The 21,917-nt window shown below is 71.4% G+C and carries 18 protein-coding genes; 11 read left to right on the top strand and 7 right to left on the bottom strand.

The window, feature by feature from the left end; genetic code table 11:
• Nucleotides 1-7 precede the first annotated feature (7 nt).
• Both AB0G20_RS12470 and AB0G20_RS12465 read right to left on the bottom strand, forming a co-directional pair.
• Nucleotides 8-148: a hypothetical protein gene (locus AB0G20_RS12470; RefSeq protein ID WP_306931767.1), complete on the bottom strand. Its 141-nt coding sequence runs from the start codon at nt 146-148 to the stop codon at nt 8-10.
• Nucleotides 117-1,451 carry an OFA family MFS transporter gene (locus AB0G20_RS12465; RefSeq protein ID WP_361299963.1) on the bottom strand — a complete coding sequence of 445 codons (1,335 nt, stop codon included), beginning with the start codon at nt 1,449-1,451 and terminating at the stop codon, nt 117-119. The genes AB0G20_RS12470 and AB0G20_RS12465 overlap by 32 nt, the downstream gene beginning before the upstream one ends.
• 234 nt (nt 1,452-1,685) lie before the next feature.
• Here AB0G20_RS12465 and AB0G20_RS12460 point away from each other — a divergent pair, with 234 nt between their 5' ends.
• Genes AB0G20_RS12460 through fdhD form a run of 5 tightly spaced genes read left to right on the top strand, consistent with a single transcriptional unit; the run spans nt 1,686 to nt 8,122 of the window.
• Entirely contained in the window at nt 1,686-2,657 is a 972-nt protein-coding gene (locus AB0G20_RS12460) for a 2-dehydropantoate 2-reductase (protein WP_361299960.1), read from the top strand.
• On the top strand, nt 2,654-4,579 hold the full coding sequence (locus AB0G20_RS12455; protein ID WP_361299957.1) for a molybdopterin-dependent oxidoreductase: 1,926 nt from the start codon (nt 2,654-2,656) through the stop codon (nt 4,577-4,579). Before AB0G20_RS12460 ends, AB0G20_RS12455 begins: the two co-directional genes overlap by 4 nt.
• Nucleotides 4,580-4,585: 6 nt before the next feature.
• Complete coding sequence (locus AB0G20_RS12450) at nt 4,586-6,409, top strand: NAD(P)H-dependent oxidoreductase subunit E (protein ID WP_361299954.1); 1,824 nt, start codon at nt 4,586-4,588, stop codon at nt 6,407-6,409.
• Nucleotides 6,406-7,266, top strand: a complete 861-nt coding sequence (locus AB0G20_RS12445) for a 2Fe-2S iron-sulfur cluster-binding protein (RefSeq protein WP_361299951.1) — start codon at nt 6,406-6,408, stop codon at nt 7,264-7,266. The genes AB0G20_RS12450 and AB0G20_RS12445 overlap by 4 nt, the downstream gene beginning before the upstream one ends.
• A 7-nt stretch (nt 7,267-7,273) precedes the next feature.
• On the top strand, nt 7,274-8,122 hold the full coding sequence (gene fdhD / locus AB0G20_RS12440) for a formate dehydrogenase accessory sulfurtransferase FdhD (protein WP_361299948.1): 849 nt from the start codon (nt 7,274-7,276) through the stop codon (nt 8,120-8,122).
• A gap of 122 nt (nt 8,123-8,244) precedes the next feature.
• Here the strand turns inward: fdhD and AB0G20_RS12435 are convergent, their stop codons facing one another.
• Nucleotides 8,245-8,682, bottom strand: a complete 438-nt coding sequence (locus AB0G20_RS12435; RefSeq protein ID WP_361299945.1) for a MarR family transcriptional regulator — start codon at nt 8,680-8,682, stop codon at nt 8,245-8,247.
• A gap of 103 nt (nt 8,683-8,785) precedes the next feature.
• On the opposite strand from AB0G20_RS12435, the gene AB0G20_RS12430 reads away from it, so the two are divergent.
• The 3 genes from AB0G20_RS12430 to AB0G20_RS12420 all read left to right on the top strand — a co-directional run bounded on the left by AB0G20_RS12430 (nt 8,786) and on the right by AB0G20_RS12420 (nt 12,967).
• Complete coding sequence (locus AB0G20_RS12430; RefSeq protein ID WP_361299942.1) at nt 8,786-9,706, top strand: zinc-binding dehydrogenase; 921 nt, start codon at nt 8,786-8,788, stop codon at nt 9,704-9,706.
• Nucleotides 9,707-9,845: 139 nt separating this feature from the next.
• Entirely contained in the window at nt 9,846-11,717 is a 1,872-nt protein-coding gene (locus AB0G20_RS12425; protein ID WP_361299939.1) for a sialidase family protein, read from the top strand.
• A gap of 11 nt (nt 11,718-11,728) precedes the next feature.
• Nucleotides 11,729-12,967 (top strand): DUF4185 domain-containing protein, encoded by a 1,239-nt coding sequence (locus AB0G20_RS12420; protein ID WP_361299937.1) that lies wholly within the window; start codon nt 11,729-11,731, stop codon nt 12,965-12,967.
• Here the strand turns inward: AB0G20_RS12420 and AB0G20_RS12415 are convergent.
• A complete protein-coding gene (locus AB0G20_RS12415) occupies nt 12,903-13,913 on the bottom strand; it encodes a bile acid:sodium symporter family protein (RefSeq protein ID WP_361300921.1) in 1,011 nt (336 codons plus the stop codon). The two genes, AB0G20_RS12420 and AB0G20_RS12415, sit on opposite strands and share 65 nt — an antisense overlap.
• A gap of 159 nt (nt 13,914-14,072) precedes the next feature.
• Between AB0G20_RS12415 and AB0G20_RS12410 the strand changes: the two genes are divergently transcribed.
• The 3 genes from AB0G20_RS12410 (at nt 14,073) to AB0G20_RS12400 (ending at nt 18,051) form a co-directional block, all read left to right on the top strand.
• The gene (locus AB0G20_RS12410) at nt 14,073-14,951 is read left to right on the top strand and encodes a LysR substrate-binding domain-containing protein (protein WP_361299934.1); all 879 of its coding nucleotides are present in this window, start codon (nt 14,073-14,075) and stop codon (nt 14,949-14,951) included.
• A gap of 324 nt (nt 14,952-15,275) precedes the next feature.
• Nucleotides 15,276-17,102, top strand: coding sequence for an AMP-dependent synthetase/ligase (locus tag AB0G20_RS12405; protein WP_361299931.1), 1,827 nt, complete (start codon nt 15,276-15,278; stop codon nt 17,100-17,102).
• Between the two features lie 157 nt (nt 17,103-17,259).
• Nucleotides 17,260-18,051: an aldo/keto reductase gene (locus AB0G20_RS12400; RefSeq protein WP_361300918.1), complete on the top strand. Its 792-nt coding sequence runs from the start codon at nt 17,260-17,262 to the stop codon at nt 18,049-18,051.
• Nucleotides 18,052-18,165: 114 nt separating this feature from the next.
• Here AB0G20_RS12400 and AB0G20_RS12395 read toward each other — a convergent pair whose 3' ends face one another.
• From AB0G20_RS12395 to AB0G20_RS12385, 3 genes are all read right to left on the bottom strand, one after another.
• A complete protein-coding gene (locus AB0G20_RS12395; protein ID WP_142157392.1) occupies nt 18,166-18,867 on the bottom strand; it encodes an SDR family oxidoreductase in 702 nt (233 codons plus the stop codon).
• Between the two features lie 82 nt (nt 18,868-18,949).
• Nucleotides 18,950-19,852, bottom strand: a complete 903-nt coding sequence (locus tag AB0G20_RS12390; RefSeq protein WP_361299927.1) for a class I SAM-dependent methyltransferase — start codon at nt 19,850-19,852, stop codon at nt 18,950-18,952.
• Between the two features lie 131 nt (nt 19,853-19,983).
• A complete protein-coding gene (locus AB0G20_RS12385; RefSeq protein ID WP_361299924.1) occupies nt 19,984-21,705 on the bottom strand; it encodes a glycoside hydrolase family 6 protein in 1,722 nt (573 codons plus the stop codon).
• Between the last annotated feature and the right edge of the window lie 212 nt (nt 21,706-21,917).

Below are 21,917 nucleotides of genomic sequence, written 5' to 3'. Positions count from 1 at the left end.
GGCGGCCCTACCCGGTGAACAGCTGCGTCGCCTTCCGGACGAGCTCGTACAGCCCGTAGGCGAGCGGTACGCCCACCCATACCCAGGCGAGGGCGATCAGCCACCGCCGGTCCGGGCTAGGCGGACTCTGACTGCTGTCGCCGGCCATGGGCGGCCTCCTTCGGTGCGGGGATGTGGTGGCGGGGGTCGACGGGCCGGACCAGTTCGTTGGCGACGAACCCGACGACGAGCAGCCCGATCATGATGACGAACGACAGCCCGTACAGGGACGCGCCGTGCCGGCCCGCCTCCTCCTGCCGGTCGGCGATCCAGTTCACGATCAGCGGGCCGAGCACCCCGGCGGTGGACCAGGCGGTGAGCAGCCGTCCATGGATGGCGCCGACCTGGTACGTACCGAACAAATCCTTCAAATAGGCCGGAACCGTGGCGAAACCGCCGCCGTAGAAGGAGAGGATGACCAGCGCGCACAGGATGAACAGCGGTTTGGAGGAGTCTCCGAACAGGGCGATGAGCGCGTACATCAGCGCGCCTGCACCCAGGTAGACGCGGTAGATGTTCTTGCGGCCGATGAGGTCGGACGTCGACGACCAGCCGATGCGCCCGGCCATGTTCGCCGCCGACAGCAGCGCGACGAAGCCCGCGGCGGCCGTCACCGACACCGGGGTGGAGGTGTCGGCGAAGAAGTCCGTGATCATCGGCGCGGCCTTCTCCAGGATGCCGATGCCGGCGGTGACGTTCATGCAGAGCACGACCCACAGGAGCCAGAACTGCGGGGTGCGGACGGCCTGGTTCGCGGAGACCTGCGGGCCGGTGGGGGCTTGTCGCGCAGTTCCCGGCGCCCCTGAGGCATGACGCGGAACCCGGACCAGCAGCACACCCAGCAGCATGAAGACGGCGTACGACAGGCCGTGCACGAGGAAGGCGAGGGCGATGCCGGAGCTGTCGCCGCCGAACGACTCCAGCATCTGGGCCGACCACGGCGAGGCGATGAGCGCGCCACCGCCGAAGCCCATGATGGCGATTCCGGTGGCCATGCCGGGCCGGTCCGGGAACCACTTGATCAGCGTGGAGACGGGCGAGATGTAGCCGATGCCGAGGCCGATGCCGCCGACGAAGCCGTAGCCGAACACGATCAGCCAGTACTGCTCCAGGGACGCGCCCAGCGCGGAGAGCAGGAAGCCGGAGGAGAAGCAGATCAGGGCGACGGTCATCGCCCAGCGCGGGCCGTTGCGTTCCACGAGCGTGCCGCCGAACGCGGCGGACAGGCCCAGCATGACGATGCCCAGCTGGAAGGGCAGCGCGCTCTGCGTGCCACTGAGTCCGAGCGCGGACTCCAGGGGCGGCTTGAACACGCTCCAGGCGTAGGCCTGGCCGATGGAGAGATGTACGGAGAGAGCGGCGGGCGGAACGAGCCAGCGGCTCCAGCCCGGGGGCGCGACTGGGGGACTCATGAACCCCGGACGGTAGGGATCCGCACGGGAGTTGAGAAGGCGGCGCGTCGACCGTATGCGGTGAACGGTATCCGGCATGCGCCGAACGGTCGGCGCACGGACCCTTGCCGCCCCAACCTCCATACTGTAGACAATATTTCGTCGACACAAGCCGCCCGCGAGCCATACGCGACCCGTGGGCGGCCGGACGGCAGCCACCTCCGCGGTATCCCTCAAACCGAACGGAGTGTTCCCGTGAAAGTCGCAGTTCTCGGCGCCGGTGCCATCGGCGCCTACGTCGGCGCCGCGCTCCACCGCGCGGGCGCCGAGGTGCATCTCATCGCCCGTGGACCGCATCTGGCGGCCATGAGGCAGCACGGAGTACGGGTGCGCAGCCCCCGCGGCGACTTCACCGCGCACCCCCACGCCACCGACGACCCGGCCGAAGTGGGCCCGGTCGACCATGTCTTCCTGGGCCTGAAGGCCAACGCGTACGCGGCGTGCGGGCCGCTCATCGCGCCCCTGCTGCACGGGACGACCTCGGTCGTCGCGGCCCAGAACGGCATCCCCTGGTGGTACTTCCACCGGCACGGCGGCCCGTACGACGGCCATCGCGTCGAGAGTGTCGACCCGGACGGCGCGGTCAGTGCGGTGCTCGCGCCCGAACGGGCCATCGGCTGTGTCGTCTACGCGGCGACCGAACTCGAAGGTCCGGGAGTCGTAAGGCACTTGGAGGGCACGAGGTTCTCCATCGGCGAGCCCGACCGCAGCCGCTCCGCCCGCTGTCTCGACTTCAGCGAGGCCATGCAGGCCGGCGGTCTGAAGTGCCCGGTCGAACCGGACCTGCGCAGCGACATCTGGGTCAAGCTGCTCGGCAACATCTCCTTCAACCCGATCAGCGCGCTGGCCCGCGCGACCATGCGGCAGATGTGCCTGCACGGCGGCACCCGCAAGGTCATCGAGATCATGATGACCGAGACGCTGGCGGTCGCCGAGGCCCTCGGCTGCGAGGTCGGCGTCTCCATCGAGCGCCGGCTCGCCGGTGCCGAGCGGGTCGGCGACCACCGCACCTCCACGCTCCAGGATCTGGAGCGCGGCAAGCCGCTCGAACTCGACGTGCTGCTCGCGGCCGTGGTCGAGCTGGCGGAGATCACCGGCGTGGAGGTGCCCACCCTGCGCACCGTGCACGCCATCTCGGACCTGCTCGCGCTGAGGAGCGCCGCATGAGGAAACGCGACCGGACCCCCAAGACCTACACCCGGCTCACCCACCCGTTCGTCCGTGACTCCCGCGACGAGCCGTTCCGGCAGGCCACCTGGGAGGAGGCCCTGGACCGGGCCGCCCGGGGCCTCGGGCGCAACCGCGACGCCTTCGGCATGTTCAGCTGCGCCCGCGCCACCAACGAGATGAACTACGTGGCCCAGAAGTTCGCCCGGGTCGTCATGGGCACCAACAACGTCGACTCCTGCAACCGCACCTGTCACGCCCCGAGCGTGGCGGGCCTGTCGGCGGCGTTCGGCTCGGGTGGCGGGACGTCGTCGTACGAGGAGATCGAGCACACCGACGTCATCGTGATGTGGGGCTCCAACGCCCGGTTCGCGCACCCGATCTTCTTCCAGCACGTGCTGAAGGGGATCAGGAACGGCGCCCGGATGTACGCGGTCGATCCGCGCCGGACCTCGACCGCCGAGTGGGCGGAGAGCTGGATGGGGCTGAACGTCGGCACGGACATCCCGATGGCGCACGCGATCGGCCGCGAGATCATCCACGCGGGGCTCGCGAACGAGGCGTTCATCGAGCGGGCGACCAGCGGCTTCGAGGAGTACAAGGCCCTGGTCGAGCCGTGGACGCTGTCGCTCGCCGAGAAGGTGACGGGCGTACCGGCGGCGGCGATCCGCGAGCTGGCGCACGCCTACGCCCGTGCCGAGCGGGCCCAGTTGTGCTGGACGCTGGGCATCACCGAGCACCACAACGGCACCGACAACGTCCGCGCCCTGATCAACCTGTCCCTGCTCACCGGGCACGTCGGCCGCTACGGCTCCGGCCTGCAACCCCTGCGCGGGCAGAACAACGTGCAGGGCGGCGGCGACATGGGCGCGATCCCCAACCGGCTGCCCGGGTTTCAGGACATCCTCGACCCGGACACCCGGCTGAAGTTCGAGTCGGCCTGGGACACCGTGATCCAGCCGCACTATGGCCTGAACCTCACGGAGATGTTCGAGGCCATGGAGGACGGCTCGCTCAAGGCCGTCTACTGCATCGGCGAGAACCCCGCGCAGTCCGAGGCCGACAGCGAGCAGGCCGTACGGCGGCTGAAGGCCCTGGACTTCCTGGTCGTGCAGGACATCTTCCTCACGAAGACCGCCGAACTCGCGGACGTCGTCCTGCCCGCCACGGCCGGCTGGGCGGAGACCGACGGCACGACCACGAACAGCGAGCGGCGGGTCCAGCGCGTCCGCAAGGCCGTCACCCCGCCCGGCGAGGCCCGCGAGGACATCGACATCATCTGCGACCTCGCGGCCCGCCTCGGCCACGACTGGAAGTACGCCGACGCCGAGACCGTCTGGAACGAGCTCCGTTCCGTCTCGCCCGACCACTACGGCATGACGTACGAGCGCCTGGAGGAGCACCAGGGCATCCAGTGGCCCTGCCCGAGCGCGGACGGGATCGAACCCACCTATCTGCACGGCCGGTTGTGGGAGACCGACCCCGAAAGGCGCGGCCCGCTCGCTCCGTTCGGGATCGTGCAGCACGACCCGCCCGTGGACCTCACCGACGAGCGGTACCCGATCCGGCTCACCACCGGTCGGCGGCTCGACTCGTACAACACCGGCGTACAGAGCGGCAGTTACGCCTCGCCGCTGCGGCGCGGGGAGTTCATCGAGCTGAGCCCGGAGGACGCCGAGCGCTACGGGGTCGTGGTCGGCGAGCACGTCCAGGTGACCTCGCGGCGCGGGTCGGTGACCGCGCCCGTGTGGGTGGACACCGCGCTGCGGCCGGGGCTCGCCTTCATGACCATGCACTTCCCGGACGAGGTGGACACCAACCAGCTGACGATCGAGGCGAACTGCCCGATCGCGGGGACGGCGGAGTTCAAGGCGTCGGCGATCCGGGTCGAGAAGCTGCCCATCGCGACCATCGTGGGGTGAACGCAAGTGGACCTGCACTTCGGTGACAGCAAACCGACGGACGAGGAACGGGCGGCCGTCGACGCCCTCCTCGGGCCTCCCGAGTCCTCCTGGGAGGGCGCCGACCGCTCCGATGCGGATCTGCGGTGGGCGCGTGGCGGGCGCGAGGCCAGGGACCGCCGCGACCTGCTGCTGCCGGGGCTGCACGCGATCAACGACCGGGTCGGCTGGATCAGCGACGGCGCCCTCGACTACCTGTGCCGGCGGCTGACGGTGCCGCCGGCGGAGGCGTACGGGGTCGCCACCTTCTACGCCATGTTCTCGGTCGAGCCGCGGCCGGCGACCGTGCTCCACGTGTGCACGGACCTGGCGTGCGCGGCGGCCGGGGCGCCTCAGCTGTGCGCCGGGATCGAGGAGCGGCTGGGCCTCGGCAGCGGCGTGAGCGTCGAGCGCAGCCCGTGCCTGGGCCTGTGCGAACGGGCCCCGGCCGCGCTCGCGATCAAGGCCGGGGATCCCGTCCGTACGGCGATCTCGGCGCCGGCGACCGTCCAGGGCGCCGTGCTCGCGGCGAGCTCGCCCGGCTCCGCGCCCGAGGAGCCACCGGCCGCGCTGGCGGTGCCCCAGGCGGGGCAGGACGGGCTGATGCTGCTGCACCGCGTCGGCGTGGTCGACCCGTCGTCCCTCGACGACTACCGCGCCCACGGGGGCTACACCGCCCTGCGCCGGGCCTTCGAGCTGGGTCCCGCCGGGGTGATCCGCGAGGTCACCGACTCGGGCCTGGTCGGGCGCGGCGGCGCCGCCTTCCCCACCGGCCGCAAGTGGCAGGCCACGGCGTCCCAGCCCGACCAGCCGCACTACCTCGTCTGCAACGCCGACGAGTCGGAGCCGGGCACCTTCAAGGACCGGGTGCTCATGGAGGGCGACCCGTACGCGCTGATCGAGGCCATGACGATCGCCGGGTACGCGACCGGCGCCCACAAGGGTTACCTGTACCTGCGCGGCGAGTACCCGCGCGCCCTGCGCCTGCTGGAGCAGGCGATCGCGCAGGCCCGTGCGCGCGGACTGCTCGGCGACGACGTCCTCGGGCAGGGCTACGCCTTCGACATCGAGATCCGGCGCGGCGCGGGTGCCTACATCTGCGGTGAGGAGACGGCCCTGTTCAACTCCATCGAGGGCTACCGCGGCGAGCCCCGCTCGAAGCCGCCGTTCCCCGTGGAGAAGGGCCTGTTCGGCAAGCCGACGGTCGAGAACAACGTCGAGACGCTGGTCAACGTCCTGCCGATCCTGACCATGGGCGCCCCGGCGTACGCGGCGATCGGCACCGGGCGCTCCACCGGGCCGAAACTGTTCTGCGTGTCCGGGAGTGTGGAGCGGCCCGGCGTCTACGAGGTGCCGTTCGGCGCGACGCTGGGCGACGTGCTCACGCTGGCCGGGGTGCGCGAAGGACTGCGGGCGGTGCTGCTCGGCGGGGCGGCAGGCGGTTTCGTACGGGCCGACGAGCTGGACGTGCCGCTCACCTTCGAGGGGACGCGGGAGGCGGGCACGACACTCGGCTCGGGGGTCGTCATGGCCTTCGACCACAGCGTGCCCCTGCCCCGGCTGCTGCTGCGCATCGCGGAGTTCTTCCGGGACGAGTCGTGCGGGCAGTGCGTGCCCTGCCGCGTCGGGACGGTGCGGCAGGAGGAGGCGCTGCACCGGATCGTGGAGCGCACCGGTGCCGACGCCGCCGGCGACATCGCGCTGCTGCGGGAGGTCGGCCGGGCCATGCGGGACGCCTCGATCTGCGGTCTCGGGCAGACCGCGTGGAACGCCGTGGAATCCGCCATCGACCGTCTGGGGGCGTACGAATGACCGTCACACCGCTGGGGATCCCGCGCCGCATGCTGGAGTTCACCATCGACGGCGAGGAGGCCCGGGTCCCCGAGGGCTCGACGATCCTCGACGCCTGCCGGGCGGCCGGGAAGGACATCCCGACCCTGTGCGAGGGCGACACCCTGCGCCCCAAGAACGCCTGCCGGGTCTGTGTCGTCGAGGTCGAGGGGGCCAGGACGCTCGTCCCGGCCTGCTCCCGCAAGGCCGAGCCGGGCATGGAGGTCCGCACGGACACCGAGCGCGCCCGGCACAGCCGCAAGGTCGTCCTCGAACTGCTCACCTCCTCGGTCGACCTGTCGACGACGCCGAAGGTCGCCGGGTGGCTGAAGGAGTACGAGGCGAAGCCGGACCGCTTCGGCCCGGACGCGGCGCGGCTGAACGAGGAGCCGAGGGTCGACAACGACCTGTACGTGCGCGACTACGACAAGTGCATCCTCTGCTACAAGTGCGTCGACGCCTGCGGCGACCAGTGGCAGAACACCTTCGCGATCTCGGTCGCCGGGCGCGGCTTCGACGCCCGGATCGCCGTGGAGCACGACGCGCCGCTGACCGACTCGGCGTGCGTGTACTGCGGGAACTGCATCGAGGTGTGCCCCACGGGCGCGCTGTCCTTCAAGTCCGAGTTCGACATGCGCGCGGCCGGTACGTGGGACGAGGAGCGGCAGACGGAGACGACCACGGTGTGCGCGTACTGCGGAGTGGGCTGCAACCTGACGCTGCACGTGCAGGACAATGAGATCGTGAAGGTCACCTCGCCGCACGACAACCCGGTGACCCACGGCAACCTCTGCATCAAGGGCCGTTTCGGCTACCAGCACGTACAGAACCGGGACTGATCAGGACATGGGACGAGTCACGGAACGACGCAAGGTGATCCGCATCCGGGACGGGGTGGTCTCCAGCCGCCCGGACACGCTCGTCGCGGAGGAACCCCTGGAGATCCGGCTCAACGGCAAGCCCCTGGCGATCACCATGCGCACCCCGGGCGACGACTTCGCGCTGGCGGCGGGCTTCCTGGTGAGCGAGGGGGTGCTGGCCGGGCAGCAGGACCTGCAGAACATCGTCTACTGCGCCGGGGCGACGGCCGACGGCTCGAACACGTACAACGTGGTCGACGTGAAGACGGCCCCGGGCGTGGTGATCCCCGACATCACGCTGGAGCGCAACGTCTACACCACGTCCTCCTGCGGCCTGTGCGGCAAGGCGTCGCTGGACGCGGTGCGCACCACGGCCCGGTGGCCCATCGCCGACACTCCCCCGGTCCGGATCGGCCCCGAGCTGCTCGCGAGCCTGCCCGACCGGCTGCGCGCGGCCCAGCGGGTCTTCGACCGGACCGGGGGCCTGCACGCGGCGGCCCTGTTCTCGGAAGGCGGCGAGCTGCTGGACGTCCGGGAGGACGTGGGCCGGCACAACGCGGTCGACAAGCTGGTCGGCCGCGCCCTGCAGAACGGGGAGCTGCCGCTGTCCCGGGCGATCCTGCTCGTCTCGGGCCGGGCCTCCTTCGAGCTGGCGCAGAAGGCCGTGATGGCCGGCATCCCCGTCCTGGCGGCCGTGTCGGCGCCGTCCTCGCTGGCGGTGGACCTGGCCGCCGAGACGGGCCTGACGCTGGTGGGCTTCCTGCGGGGCAGCTCCATGAACGTGTACGCGGGTGAGGACCGCATCGCCCTGCGGGCCGCGGCCGCCCAGGGCTGAGCAGGTTCCTCCGCGACACGGCGGCGGGGCCCCGACCGGCGGGGAGCGCCCCCTGCGCCGCCGGGGCCCCGTCTCGGCCCTCTTCCGCGGCTTCAGCCGGCCGTGCCGGATACTCGGCGGGTTCAGCCGGCCGTGCCGGATATCCGTCGCAGCATCCCGGTGAACTGTTCCCGCTCGGCCGCCGAGAGCGGCGCGAGCAGTTCGTCGTTGGCCGCGCGGGCCGCCTTCTCGCAGCGCTTCAGCAGCCGGGCTCCCCGCTCGGTGAGGGACACCGCGTTCTTGCGGCGGTCCCTCGGGTCCGGCTCGCGTACCACCAGGCCGGCCGACTGGAGGTCGTTGAGGACGCCGACCAGGTCCTTCGGGTCCAGGCCGACCCCGCGGCCGAGGTCGGCCTGGGCGACGGGACCGAGGTCGCGGACGGCGGACAGCACCACGTGATGCCACATCCGCATGTCCTCCTCGGCCAGCGCCTCGGCCACCAGGGCCCGGCCACGGGCGGCGGCGCGGCCGAGCAGCCAGCTGGGCAGGGAGCGGATCGCGGGGAGGGGGGCTTCCGACATGGCCGCAGCCTAACCAAGAAATCATTGGTCCTTCCTATGATCCTCCTATACCGTTGGGCTCCCCAACGAGTTCGTTGGGATCACCAACGACCCCGGAGGTGCGATGCGCCGCGTCCGCTACGAATCCCGAGGCGGCCCCCTGTTCGTGGAGGAGACACCGCTCCCCGAGCCCGGCCCGGGAGAGCTGCTCGTGCGCGCGGAGGCGATCGGCGTCACGCTCCCGGCCGTGCGCAAGGTCACCGAGGCGGCCGAGCCCGGCCCGCTCGGTGGTGAGATCGCCGGTGAGGTCGTGGCGGTCGGCGAGGGCGTCACCCGCTTCGGCTCCGGCGACCGGGTGACCGGACTCTGCTTCGGCCACGGCTACGCCGACTTCGCGCTGCTGCACGAGGCCATGGCCTCCCCGGTCCCGGCGGACGCGAGCGCCGTCGACGCGGTCGCCCTGGTCCGCAGCGGCCTGGTCGCCCTCGGCGCCCTGGAGGCGGCCCGTCCCGAGCCGGGCGAGTCGGCCCTGGTGACCGCGGCCGCGAGCGGGGTCGGCCATCTGGCCGTGCAGCTGGCCAGGACGCGCGGCGCCGGACGGGTCGTGGGAGCCGTCTCCGACCCGGCCAAAGCCGATTTCGTCCGGGGCCTCGGCGCCGACCACCACGTCATCACCTACGGCGACGACAGCTGGGGCACCCCGGTCGACTACGCCCTGGACGCGGTCGGCGGCGAACTGCTCACCCCGGCCCTCGCCGCACTCGCCCCGGGGGGACGGCTGGTGGCGTACAGCTCGGGCGGCGGCACCGTCCAGGCGTACGACCTGCTCGTGGGCGCCAAGTCGGTGATCGGGTTCCAGATGGCCCGTATCGCCCGCGGGAAGCCGGAGTTGTACGAGCAGTGGCGCGAGGAACTGTGGCGGCTGTTCGCGGCGGGCGAGCTCAGGCCCGTCGTCCACGGGGAGTTCGCCCTGGAGGACGCGGCCAAGGCGCACGGGGAGATCGAGGGGCGGTCCAACCTGGGCAAGGTCGTACTGATCCCCTGACGCACGCTTCTTGTGGGGGGTCTGAAAACCCAAGTACCGTCTGTGGCCCACACATTGGACGTGGAATGTCCGAATGACCGGATGTCCGCTCCACGCCCCGGTGGTCCAGCCGACAGACGCATGAAGGGCAGGTCGCACCATGCCGTCAAGTCTTCGCGCACGTCTGAGATCCACCCTGACAGCCGCTGCCGCCGCCGGGGCGCTGCTCGCGCCCACCGCCGCGGCGTACAGCCAACCCGGCACGGCCTTACCGGAGTTCGAACAGCAGGTGCTCTTCAAGGCGTCCCAGGACCCGGGCTACGCCTGCTTCCGGATCCCGGCGATCGTGCGCACCGCCGGCGGCACACTGCTCGCCTTCGCCGAGGGCCGCGTCCTCAACTGCGGTGACGCGGCCGACATCGACATCGTCCTCAAGCGCTCCACCGACGGCGGCCGCACCTGGGGGCCGCTCCAGGTCGTCACCGAGGGCGCCGGCGACACGCACGGCAACCCGGCGCCCGTCGTCGACCGCAGGACCGGCCGGATCCTGCTGGCCGAGACGTACAACACCGGTCGTACGGACGCCGGCAACTGCACCGTCCCCTGCGACCGCACCCCGCACCTGCAGTACAGCGACGACGACGGCCGCACCTGGTCGAAGCCGCGCGATCTGAGCGACGAGATCCTGCCCGAGCACTGGAACTCCTGGTACGCGACCGGCCCCGTGCACGGCATCCAGCTGACCCGCGGCAAGCACGCCGGGCGGCTCGTGTTCGGCGTCAACACCGAGACGTGGAACGGCAGCCGGGTCTCCGCCAACCACGCCGCGCTCGTCGTCAGCGACGACGGCGGCGACTCCTGGCGGGTCGGCGCCACGGACACCTGGCCCATAGCGCAGGACGGCACGTTCCGGCAGAAGCCCTCCGAGGTGACGCTCACCGAACGCGCGGACGGCGCCCTCCTCGTCAGCGGCCGTGAGCAGGACGGCACCGACCTGGGCCACCGCTCCCAGACCCTCAGCCGGGACGGCGGCGACAGCTTCGCCACGCCCTTCCGCGACCTGCCGGACCTGTACACCCCGCAGGTCCAGGGCGCGACCCTGCGCCTCGGCGGCCGGATGCTGCTGTCCGCTCCGGCCGACCCCGACCGCCGCCGGACGATGATGGTCCGCTCCTCCTACGACGGCGGGCACACCTGGGAGAGCGTGGACCGGGGCACGGTCGTCACCACGGACTGGTCCGGCTACTCCGACATGGTGGCCGTCAACGGCACGACGGTGGGCCTGCTGTACGAGGGCGGCGCGGTCGACGCGCGCGACGAGATCCGCTTCGCCCGCTTCACCGAGGACTGGCTGAAGCCGCGCCGGGGCGCCGACCCGACCACTCGCGACGCGGCGGTGGGCGCCAGGCCGGCGGCCGTGCTCGGCGGCGCCGTGCGGACGGCCGGTGTCCGCGGCGGCGCGCTGTCCTTCGACGGCACCGACGACGCCGTACGGCTGCCCTACCGGTCCCGGCTGCCGCTCGGCGAAGGGGACTTCACGGCCTCGCTGCACTTCCGCTACACGGCCACGACCGGCGAGCAGCCCTTGCTGTGGATGGGCGGCATCGGCAGCACCCAGCCGCAGATCTGGCTGCGCGGGGAACCGGCGAGCGACCGGGTCCGGGGACTGATCACCACCAGGTCGGGCGCGACGACCGTCAGGTCGGCCTCGGTCTGGACCGACGGTGCCCACAACGACGGCCGCTGGCACCACTTGGCCCTGCGCCGCGGCGGCGGGCAGCTGACGCTCTTCCTCGACGGCAAGGCGCTCAGCACCGACGATGTGCCGGGCTCGGTCAGCCGCAACTCCCCGTTCGGCGTGCACATCGGCCAGCGCATGGACAGCCGGGCGTTCCTCACCGGCGCGATCGACGACGTCCGCGTGTGGAACCGGGCCCTGAGCGACGAGGAGTTGACCTCCGGCGCCTCGGGCGCGGCCTCCCGGGGCACGGTGCTGTGGCTGCCCATGGACCAGGTGCGCGGCAGCAACTAACGTCACGGAACGTGCCCGACGACTCAGGAGCAGCACGAGCACGACAGCGCACGGGAACCGGGATCGGCCTGCTGCTGGCCCTGGTTCTCGGCGCCGCGCTGCTCATCGCCCTGCCGGACGACGACGGTTCGGACGACGACCGGACCTGTCAGGCGCTCACGGTCGGCTCCTGGAAGGCGGACGAGGGCCTCACCGCCGAGTTCGCCCGCTACGGCGACGACGCGAGCCGCACGGACGACTGGACCGGCGGCGACGGCACCCACTCGGTGCGGCTGCCGGACGGCCGGGTGCTGTGGCTGTTCTCGGACACCTACCTGGGCCGGGTGTACGGTCCGCCCAATCCGCACGGCGAGTCCTACGCCTGGCGGGACGCCACCACGCCGCTGGTGCGCAACTCGGCCGTGCTGATGCGCGACGGCCGGCTCGACACCACCCTGCCCGCCCCGCTGTTCGCCGACCCGGCACCGAACCAGTGGCGCTGGCCGGTCGCCGCCCGCGTCGAACCCCGCTCCCCCGGCTCCTCGGAGCAGGTCGTCCGGGTCCTGCTGTGGGTGCGCACGGCGGGGCAGGCCCCCTGGATCTACGGCGTGCCCACCGCCACCGAGGTCGCCACCCTGTCGCTGCCCGGCCTGCGCCTGGAGTCGATCGTCAAGGTGCTCGACCAGCAGTTGGTCCCCGACCCGTCCCGGCGTGTGCTGTTCGGCACGACGCTGGTCGAGGAGGACGGCTGGACCTATGTGTACGGCGGCGACGACGGCCGGGCGGCCTCCCGCCCCGCCTCGCACGCGTACGCGGCCCGCGTACCGGAGGGCAGGCTCGCGGATCCGGCGGCCTGGCAGTACTGGAGCGGCTCGGCATGGGTGCCCGGGGCCCGTCCCCGGCCGGTGCTCGGGGACGGGCGGCGCAAGGGCGTGGGCAGCGCGTTCTCGGTCGTCCGGACCGGCGGCACGTACGCGCTGTTCACGATGGCCGCCGGCCCGAAGGGGCTGACCACCGTGGCGTCCTACTGGGCCTGCTCACCCGCCGGGCCGTGGCACGGGCCGGCCAAGGAGTTCAGCCCGCCGCTGCCGCAGGGGCAGGTGGCCGCCTACAACCCGCAGGCGCATCCGGTGCTGAGCGGCGACGGGCGGCTCGTCCTGAGCTACGACGTCAACTGGCTGGAGACCACGGGCGCCGCCGCCCAGCTCAGCCGGAACGTGTCCCTGTACCGACCGCGGTTCGTGACGCTGCGGCTCGCTCCGGCGCGCTGACCTCCGGCGCCGGGTCCTGCGCGCGCCGCTTGGCGATCACGGCGCACACGATCAGCTGCATCTGGTGGAAGAGCATCAGCGGCAGCACGGCGAGCGCCGCCTGCGCGCCGAACAGGACACTGGCCATGGGCAGCCCGGCGGCCAGGGACTTCTTCGAGCCCGCGAACTGGATCGCGATCCGGTCCGCGCGGCCGAAGCGAAGCGCCTTGCCGCCGTACCAGGTCAGCAGGAGCATCACGGCGAGGATCACCGCCTCCACGGCGAACAGCCCGCCCAGCCGGGCGGGGCTGACCTGGTGCCAGATGCCCTGCACCATGCCCGCGCTGAACGCGGTGTAGACGACGAGCAGGATCGACCCGCGGTCCACGAGTCCGAGGACCTTCTTGTGGCGTGCGACGAAGCCGCCGATCCAGCGGCGCAGCAACTGCCCGGCGAGGAACGGCACGAGCAGTTGCAGCACGATCTTCAGCAGCGAGTCGGCGGAGAAGCCGCCGCTGCTGCCGAGCAGCGAGGCCGCGAGCAGCGGGGTGGCGATGATGCCGACGAGGGAGGAGAAGGAGCCCGCGCAGATCGCGGCGGGCACGTTGCCGCGGGCCATCGAGGTGAAGGCGATCGACGACTGGACGGTCGACGGGACGAGCGTGAGGAAGAGCAGGCCCTGGTAGAGCGGGTGCGTCAGGATCACCGGCACCAGCCCGCGGGCCGCGAGCCCGAGCAGCGGGAAGACGAGGAAGGTGCAGGCCAGGACCGTGACGTGGAGCCTCCAGTGCCGCAGGCCGTCGAGCGCCTCACGGGTGGACAGCCTGGCGCCGTACAGGAAGAAGAGGAGAGCGACCGCGGCCGTGGAGGCACCGGAGGCGACATCGGCGGCCGACCCGCGCGCCGGGAACAGTGCGGCGAGGCCCACCGTCCCGAGAAGCAGCAGGATGTAGGGGTCGATCGGCATCCAACTCGGCCAGTGCAGGCGTTTCACGGTGCTCCACTTGCTTGTACTTCGGTCGGTCCGGGGCCGCAACGGCCCCCTTCCATCCTGCTCCCCGGCTCGGCGATCGGGAATCCCGTATACGGCTCTCACTGTCATCGCGATCCGCGATAACGTGGAGCCATGTACGACCCGTCCCATCTGCGCACGTTCCTGTCGGTGGCGCAGACGCTGAGCTTCACGCAGGCCGCGCGGCGGCTCGGGCTGCGGCAGTCGACGGTCAGCCAGCACGTGCGACGACTGGAGGACGCCGCCGGGCGGACGCTGTTCACCCGGGACACGCACTCGGTGGAGCTGACCGAGGACGGCGAGGCCATGCTCGGCTTCGCGCGCCGGATCCTGGAGGTGCACGAGCAGGCGGCGGCCTTCTTCGCGGGCACGCGGTTGCGCGGCCGGCTGCGCTTCGGCGCCTCGGAGGACTTCGTGCTGACCCGGCTGCCCGAGATCCTCGAGGGCTTCCGGCACGAGCACCCGGAGGTCGACCTGGAGCTGACGGTCGAGCTGTCGGGCACGCTGCACGAGCAGCTGGCCGCCGGGAAGCTGGACCTCGTCCTGGCCAAGCGCCGGCCCGAGGACCCGCGGGGCGAGCTGGTCCGGCACGACCGGCTGGTGTGGATCGGCGCGGAACGCCTGCGGCTCGACCCGGACCGACCGGTGCCGCTCATCGTCTACCCGCCGCCGGGCATCACCCGCGCGCTCGCCCTGGAGGCCCTGGAGCGGCAGGGCCGCGAGTGGCGCGTGGTGTGCACCAGCGGCAGTCTCAACGGCCTCGTCGCGGCGGCCCGGGCCGGCCTCGGCGTGATGGCCCACTCCCGCGGCCTCATCCCGCCGGGACTGGTCCGGGTCCCGGACCGGGCGGGGCTGCCGGAACTGGGGCAGGTCGACTTCGTCCTGGTGCACGGCCGGCGCCGGCCGTCCGCCCAGGGCGCGGCGGACGCCCTGGCGGCAGCGATCCTGGCGGGCGGGGACCGGCTGCACCGCAGCGCGCGCAAGGGGCTGTGACCTGCCCGATCGGTCGCGTTCGACGGAAGCGGAGTGACAGAATCCGCCGCCGCCCCGCTGACAGAAGTGACCCCGTTCGAAGGCGCATCGCACCGCAGCTGGACTCGTACAGATTCGGTGGAGATTACGGCACCGAAACTTACTCAACCGTCAGGATTGTGTCCGACCCTTCCCCATGTGAGCGCTTTTTCCCTCGCTGACCAGCGCATACAAGAGCGGTGCTCGCCTTCGTACCCCCTCCCGCCCCCTGGCCGGGTGGGGTAGCTTTCACGGCGCTGTGCGGGGCGTCACTCGACAGGAGCGCTGAGGAGCGGGGAGCGGGGTTTGCGCGAGTTCACCAACCCTCCGTTGGCGTTGGCACCTCCGGTGGGCGGTCTGGCCGACGTGGTCTTCGAGCATGCCCAGGAAGACCCGCTGCACATCGCGCTGGGCCGCAAGGACGAGTCCGGCCAGTGGCGGGACGTCACCAGCGCCGAGTTCCGTGACGAGGTGCTCGCCCTGGCCAAAGGCCTGCTGGCGAGCGGCATCCGGTTCGGCGACCGGGTCGCGATCATGTCCCGTACGCGCTACGAGTGGACCCTGTTCGACTACGCGCTGTGGACGATCGGCGCCCAGGTCGTTCCGGTCTATCCGACGTCCTCGGCCGAGCAGTGCTTCTGGATGCTGTACGACGCCGAGGTGACGGCCGCGGTCGTGGAGCACGAGGACCACGCGATGACGATCGCCACCGTCATCGACCGGCTGCCCCAGCTGCGCCGGCTGTGGCAGCTCGACTCCGGCGCCGTGCACGAGCTGTACGACGCGGGCGCGCACCTCGACGACGAGATGGTGCACCGCCACCGGCAGGCCGTCACACCCGACTCGGTCGCCACGATCATCTACACCTCGGGCACCACCGGCCGCCCCAAGGGCTGTGTCCTCACGCACGGCAACTTCATGTACGAGGCGGACACCGTCATCGAGCGCTGGGAGCCGGTGTTCCACTCCAAGCGCGGCGACGAGGCGGCGACCCTGCTGTTCCTGCCGCTCGCGCACGTGTTCGGGCGCATGGTCCAGGTCGCCGGGATCCGCGGCAAGGTGAAGTTCGGCCATCAGCCGCAGCTGAACGCGGCGGCCCTGCTGCCGGATCTGGCCGCGTTCAAGCCGACGTTCTTCCTGGCCGTGCCGTACATCTTCGAGAAGGTGTTCAACGCGGCCCGCCGCAAGGCCGAGAAGGAGGGCCGCTCCGGCCCCTTCGAGAAGGCCGTCGACATCGCGATCAAGTACGCGGACGCGATGGAGGCCAAGGCCTGGGGCATCGGCCCCGGCCCGTCGGCGGGCCTGCGCATGCAGCACCAGCTGTTCGACAAACTCGTCTACGGCAAGATCCGCGCCGCGATGGGCGGCCGCATCAAGCACGCCATGTCCGGCGGCTCGGCGATGGACCGCCGGCTCGGGCTGTTCTTCGCCGGGGCGGGCGTGCACATCTACGAGGGCTACGGCCTGACGGAGTCCACGGCCGCCGCGACCGCCAACCCGCCCGGGCGCACCCGGTTCGGCACGGTCGGGCAGCCCATCCCCGGCATGACCGTGCACATCGCGGACGACGGCGAGATCTGGCTGCACGGCGAGAACGTGTTCCAGGGGTACCTCAACAACCAGAAGGCCACCGACGCGACCCTGCACGACGGCTGGCTCGCCACCGGCGACCTCGGCGCGCTGGACGAGGACGGCTTCCTCACCATCACCGGCCGCAAGAAGGAGATCCTGGTCACTTCGGGCGGCAAGAGCGTTTCGCCCGGGGTACTGGAGGAACGCGTCCGGGACCATCCGCTGGTCAACCAGTGCATCCTCGTGGGCAACGACCGCCCGTACATCGCCGCCCTGGTCACCCTCGACCAGGAGGCCGTGGAGCACTGGCTGGCCATGCGGGCCAAGCCGCAGATGACCCCGGCGGAGCTGGTGCGCGACGCGGATCTGGAGACGGAGGTGCGCCGCGCGGTGGTCGCCGCCAACACCCTCGTATCGCAGGCCGAGTCGATCCGCACCTTCCGCATACTGGCCCAGCCGTTCACGGAGGAGCACGGGTTGCTGACCCCGTCGCTGAAGCTGAAGCGGAAGGCCATCGAGAAGGCCTACGAGAACGAGGTCGAGGCGCTCTACCGGGCGTGACGTGCGCCTCACGGGGCAGGTGTGGCTTCGGAATTCTCCCGTCAGGAATGCATCACCGCCCGTGATCGTTGACGATGGGAGTACACCTGACCACTTACCGAAGGATCGAGAGCTCGTGAGCAAGGTCCCCCCGATCATCCTGAACAACGGCGTCGAGATGCCCCAGCTGGGCTTCGGCGTCTGGCAGGTGCCGGACGACGAGGCCGAGACGGCCGTCGCGGCGGCGCTGGAGGCCGGGTACCGCAGCATCGACACAGCGGCGATCTACGGCAACGAGGAGGGCACCGGCAAGGCCATCGCCGCCGCCGGTCTGCCCCGCGAGGAGCTCTTCGTCACCACGAAGCTCTGGAACGCCGACCAGGGGTACGACTCCACGCTGCGCGCCTTCGACACGTCGCTGGAGAAGCTCGGCCTGGACTACGTCGACCTGTACCTGATCCACTGGCCGACGCCGGAGCGGGGTCTGTACGTCGACACCTACAAGGCGTTCGAGAAGCTGCACGCCGACGGCCGGATCCGGGCCATCGGTGTCTCCAACTTCCTTCCCGAGCACCTTCAGAAGCTGATCGGTGAGACGTCGGTCGTCCCGGCGGTGAACCAGATCGAGTTGCACCCGCACCTCCAGCAGAGCGCCGCCCGCGAGTACCACGCGGAGCAGGGCATCGCCACGGAGGCCTGGTCGCCGCTCGGCCAGGGCAAGGGTCTGCTGGAGGTCCCGGCGATCGTGGCCATCGCCCGGAAGCACGACCGCACCCCGGCCCAGGTCGTGCTGCGCTGGCACCTCCAGCTGGGCAACGTGGTGATCCCGAAGTCCGTGACGCCGTCGCGGATCAAGGAGAACATCGAGGTGTTCGACTTCAGCCTCGACGACGAGGACCTCGCGGCGATCAGCGCCCTGAACGAGGACCGGCGCCTCGGCCCGGACCCGGCGGAGTTCAACGGAGCCTGAGCCGTACCGGCGGCGCCCGGGTCCGGACTCCCTCACAGGGCCGGAGCACCGACAGCGCCCCGGCCCGGAGCCCCTTCGTGGGGCCCGGGCCGGGGCGCTGTCGTTTCCGCCGTCTCAGACCGGCTGGCCCACCGGCCGTATGACGACGGTGTTGACATCGACACCGGCCGGCTGGCGAATCGCCCAGACCACCGAGTCGGCGATCTGCCCGGCCGTGAGGAGATGGCCGGGCGGCAGGCTGCCGTAGGAGTCCCAGAAGGGGGTCTCCGTCCGGCCCGGCGCGACCAGGGTGACGCCCACGCCCCACTCGGTCACCTGCCGCCGGGTGTTCTCGGCGAGCCCGGTCACGGCCCACTTCGTCGCCCCATAGAGGTTGCCCGGTCCGTGCACGAACCCGGCGACGCTGCCGACCAGCACGATCCGGCCGCGGGTCTCCTTCAGCGCGTCGATGGACGCCCGGATCAGCAGTGCGGGCCCGAGGACGTTGGTCAGCACCATGTCCCGCCAGCCGTCCGGGTCCCCCTCGGCGACCGTGTCGTGGGTGGCGGAACCGGCGTTGGCCACGACGGTGTCCAGCCGTCCGAACGCCTTGAGGGTGCTGTCCACCGCCGAGCGGACGTCGTCGTACACGGCGGTGTCACCGACGAGCGTCAGCAGCCCTTCGGGACGTCCGAGTTCCTCGGCGAAGGCGCGCAGCCGCTCCTCCCCCCGCCCGGTAACGGCCACCCGGTGCCCGGCGTCCAGCAGTTGCCGGGCGACCGCGGCGCCGATCCCGCTGCCCCCGCCGGTGATGAGCGCGACCTGAGAGTCGGACATGGATTCCCCCTGTGATGTGGGCCGGTGTGCGATGCCGGGGAGTCCATCAGTTGAAGCGCTCTCGAAGTCAAGGGGCTTGGAGCTAGGCGGGCCGGACCGCCGTGTGCACGGTGTGGGCCGCCAGCACGAACACGTCCTGGCGGTGGTGCACGCTCGCCCGGTCGCCGGGGTCGAGGAGGCGGTCGAGAGTGGTGCGGTCGTCGTGGTCGAGGCCCTCCGCGAGGGTGTCGCGGAAGCGGGTGAGGGAGTCGACGACGTGGGCACGGGCGCGGTCCGGGGCCGGGGCGGGAAGGTCCAGGAGGAAGCTGTGCGTCCGGGTGTGCTTCAGGCCCGCGGCGGACAGCAGGGCGGGCCAGTTCTCCGGCTCTGCGACATGGCCCTGGAGGTCCTGCCGCATCTTCGTGAACCACTCCTCCTGCAGCGCGTCCATGCGCGCCTGGAGCCCGGGGCGGCCGATGCCGATGTCGCGGGGCAGGAACCGTGCGGGCAGCCCGCCCTCCATGAGGGCCAGGGTGCCGCCGGGCGCCAGCCGGTCCGCGAACGCGGCGAGCCCGGCCCGCTGGTCGCCGAGGTGATGCAGGGTGCGGCTCGCCCACAGCAGATCGGCCGGGTAGTCCAACTCGCTCAGGACGTCCGGGAGTTCACCGGCGATCGTGCCGAAACGGTCGGCCACCCCCTGCCGCTGTGCCCGTGCCCGGGCCCGTTCCAGCAGCGGCTCGGAGCCGTCCACGGCGACGATCCGCGCGCCCGGGAACGTCTCGGCGAACAGGCACGACACGACGCCGGGTCCGCTGCCCGCGTCGACGATCAGGCCCGGTTCGGTCACCTCCTTCGCCAGCCAGGCCAGGGCCCGCTCGTACAGCGACGTGAACAGCTCCGCCTCGGACTCCAGCATCGGGGCCATCGCCGCCCAGTCGATGTCGGTGTGGTCGTGGTGGGCGTGGCCCTGCCGGTGAACGGGGTCGTGGTCGTGGTCGTGCGCCATGGTGGTCAGCCTCTCGCTCGGATGCGGTCAGCGTGCGCCGACGCACCGGGCGGAGGCCACTGCTGTTGCCGGTCCCGCAAAATCCGCCGGGGCCCGGGGCCCCGGCGGATCAGCGGTTCAGCAGGAGCGGGTCACGACAGCGGCGGGTACGCGTTCTGCATCAGCTGCCGGAACTGGGCGGAGAACCAGTGACCGGACAGCGGCGCGTCCGGCAGGGCACCGGACATGTTGTTGTTGTTGCGCGGGTTGCCCGTGTAGGTCGGGTCGCACATGCGGTCGAAGCCCTTGCCCTCGTCGTTCGGGATGGCCTTGCTCGCCCCGTCGGACTCGCCCGGCGGCTTCATCCACACGTACGCGTCGATCCCCGCCGCCGGGGCGGCCTGCGGGCGCTCGCCGAGACCGGCTCCGGACTGGTTGCACCAGTTGCCGGTGTTGAAACGGCGGTCGTAGCGCCCGCCGTCGACGTATGTGTCGACGCTGGTCGTCGCGCCCGGTCCGGTGGGCCGTGCGGTGCCGCCCCAACCATTGCGGGAGGTGTCGATCAGCATGCCGATGCCCGAGTTGAAGCCCGTCGAGACCAGCTGGTTGCGGAAGGCCTGGGCATAGGACAGCTCGTCGACGTAGCGGTTCCAGTCGACCCACTTCGACTCGCGGACGGACTTCCCGGCCACGGTGTCGTTGATGGTGAAGTTGTTCTCCTTCAGGGCGCTGTAGTTCGCCGTGTTGGTGATGAAGCCGTGGACGTCGTTCACCGTGGCGCCCTCGGCGGTCGCCGCCTCCTTCATGATGGTGGCGGTGGGGCCGAAGTTGTCGTCCCAGCCGATCCAGCCGTGGTGCCCGGCGTCGACGTAGTTGTAGACGTTGGGCACGTCGCCGAGCTTGTTCAGCGCGTAGCCGACACCCTTGACGTAGTTGCCGTTGGCCTTCATCACGTCGCACTGCGGGACGGCCGTCGGGCGGCTGCCGGTGTTGGTGACGAGATTCGGCAGCGAGTCGATCTCGACCGTGGTGACGATCCGCAGCGAGGAGTACTTCGAATCGGCGAGGATCGCCTTGATCGGGTCGATGTACTCCGTCTTGTACCGGTCGATCTCCGTCGGGCCGAGCTCGCCGTTGGAGGCGAGGGCGGAGCAGTCCCGGCCGGGCAGGTTGTAGATGACGAGCTGGACGACGAGTTCGCCGGAGCCCTTCTGGCGCAGTGCCTCGTCGAGGTGGGCACGCAGGCCCATCTTGCCGCCCGCGCCGTTGATGGCCGCGGTCCGGTCCAGCCAGACACCCGTGGGCTGGTTGGCGACGCGGCTGCCGCCCGGCTCGGCGGCGGCCTTGGCGGACCACTCCGGGTTCACGTACACCTTCGCGCCCTCGTAGGGGTTGTTCACCCGGTTGGACGGGCCGCCCGGGTCCGGCGGATCCGTGGGGCCGCCGGGGCCGCCGCCGTCGACGTTGCAGGTCACGCCGTCGAGGGTGAAGGTGGCCGGGATCGCGTTGCTGCCGCTGTAGCTGCCCTGGAAGCCGAAGCTGACCGAACCGCCGGTCGCCAGCTGGGCGTTGTAGCTCTCGTTGGCCGCGGTGACGGCGGCACCGCTCTGGCTCAGCTTGGCGTTCCAGCCGCTGGTGACCTTCTGGTTCCCGGCGTACGACCACTTCAGCGACCACGACGACTTGGCGGCGCTGTTGTTGGTGACGGTCACGGCGGCGGTGAAGCCGGTGCTCCACTCGTTCTGGATCTTGTAGTCGACGGTGCAGGGGACGGCGGCGATGCCGGCGCCGCCCGGGTCGACGGCGAACGCGGTGCCGGTCGCGCCGGCTACCAGGGCCATGGCGGCCAGTAACGCGGTTCTCGTACGGCTCATGAGTGGGGGTCCCTCTTCCGTTGGGTTCCTTGCGATTTCCGCGGAGCGTGGGGGGTTCTTCGGGTGCCGTGAGGCTTTCGCGGGCATGCCGGAGCCGGTGCGGCGCCGTACGGGGCCGACGCGGGGCAGCAACCGTCCGCCGCACGCGGCGTCTCGCGCCGGCGGCGGCTCAAAGTACTGAACGCGGGGGGTGTCGCATGAGCGACTCCTTG

It is taken from the genome of Streptomyces sp. NPDC024017 (assembly GCF_040638895.1).
Taxonomy (GTDB): domain Bacteria; phylum Actinomycetota; class Actinomycetes; order Streptomycetales; family Streptomycetaceae; genus Streptomyces.
The sequence above is the reverse complement of the archived record's forward strand: the minus strand, read 5'-3'. Positions and strand labels throughout refer to the sequence as shown.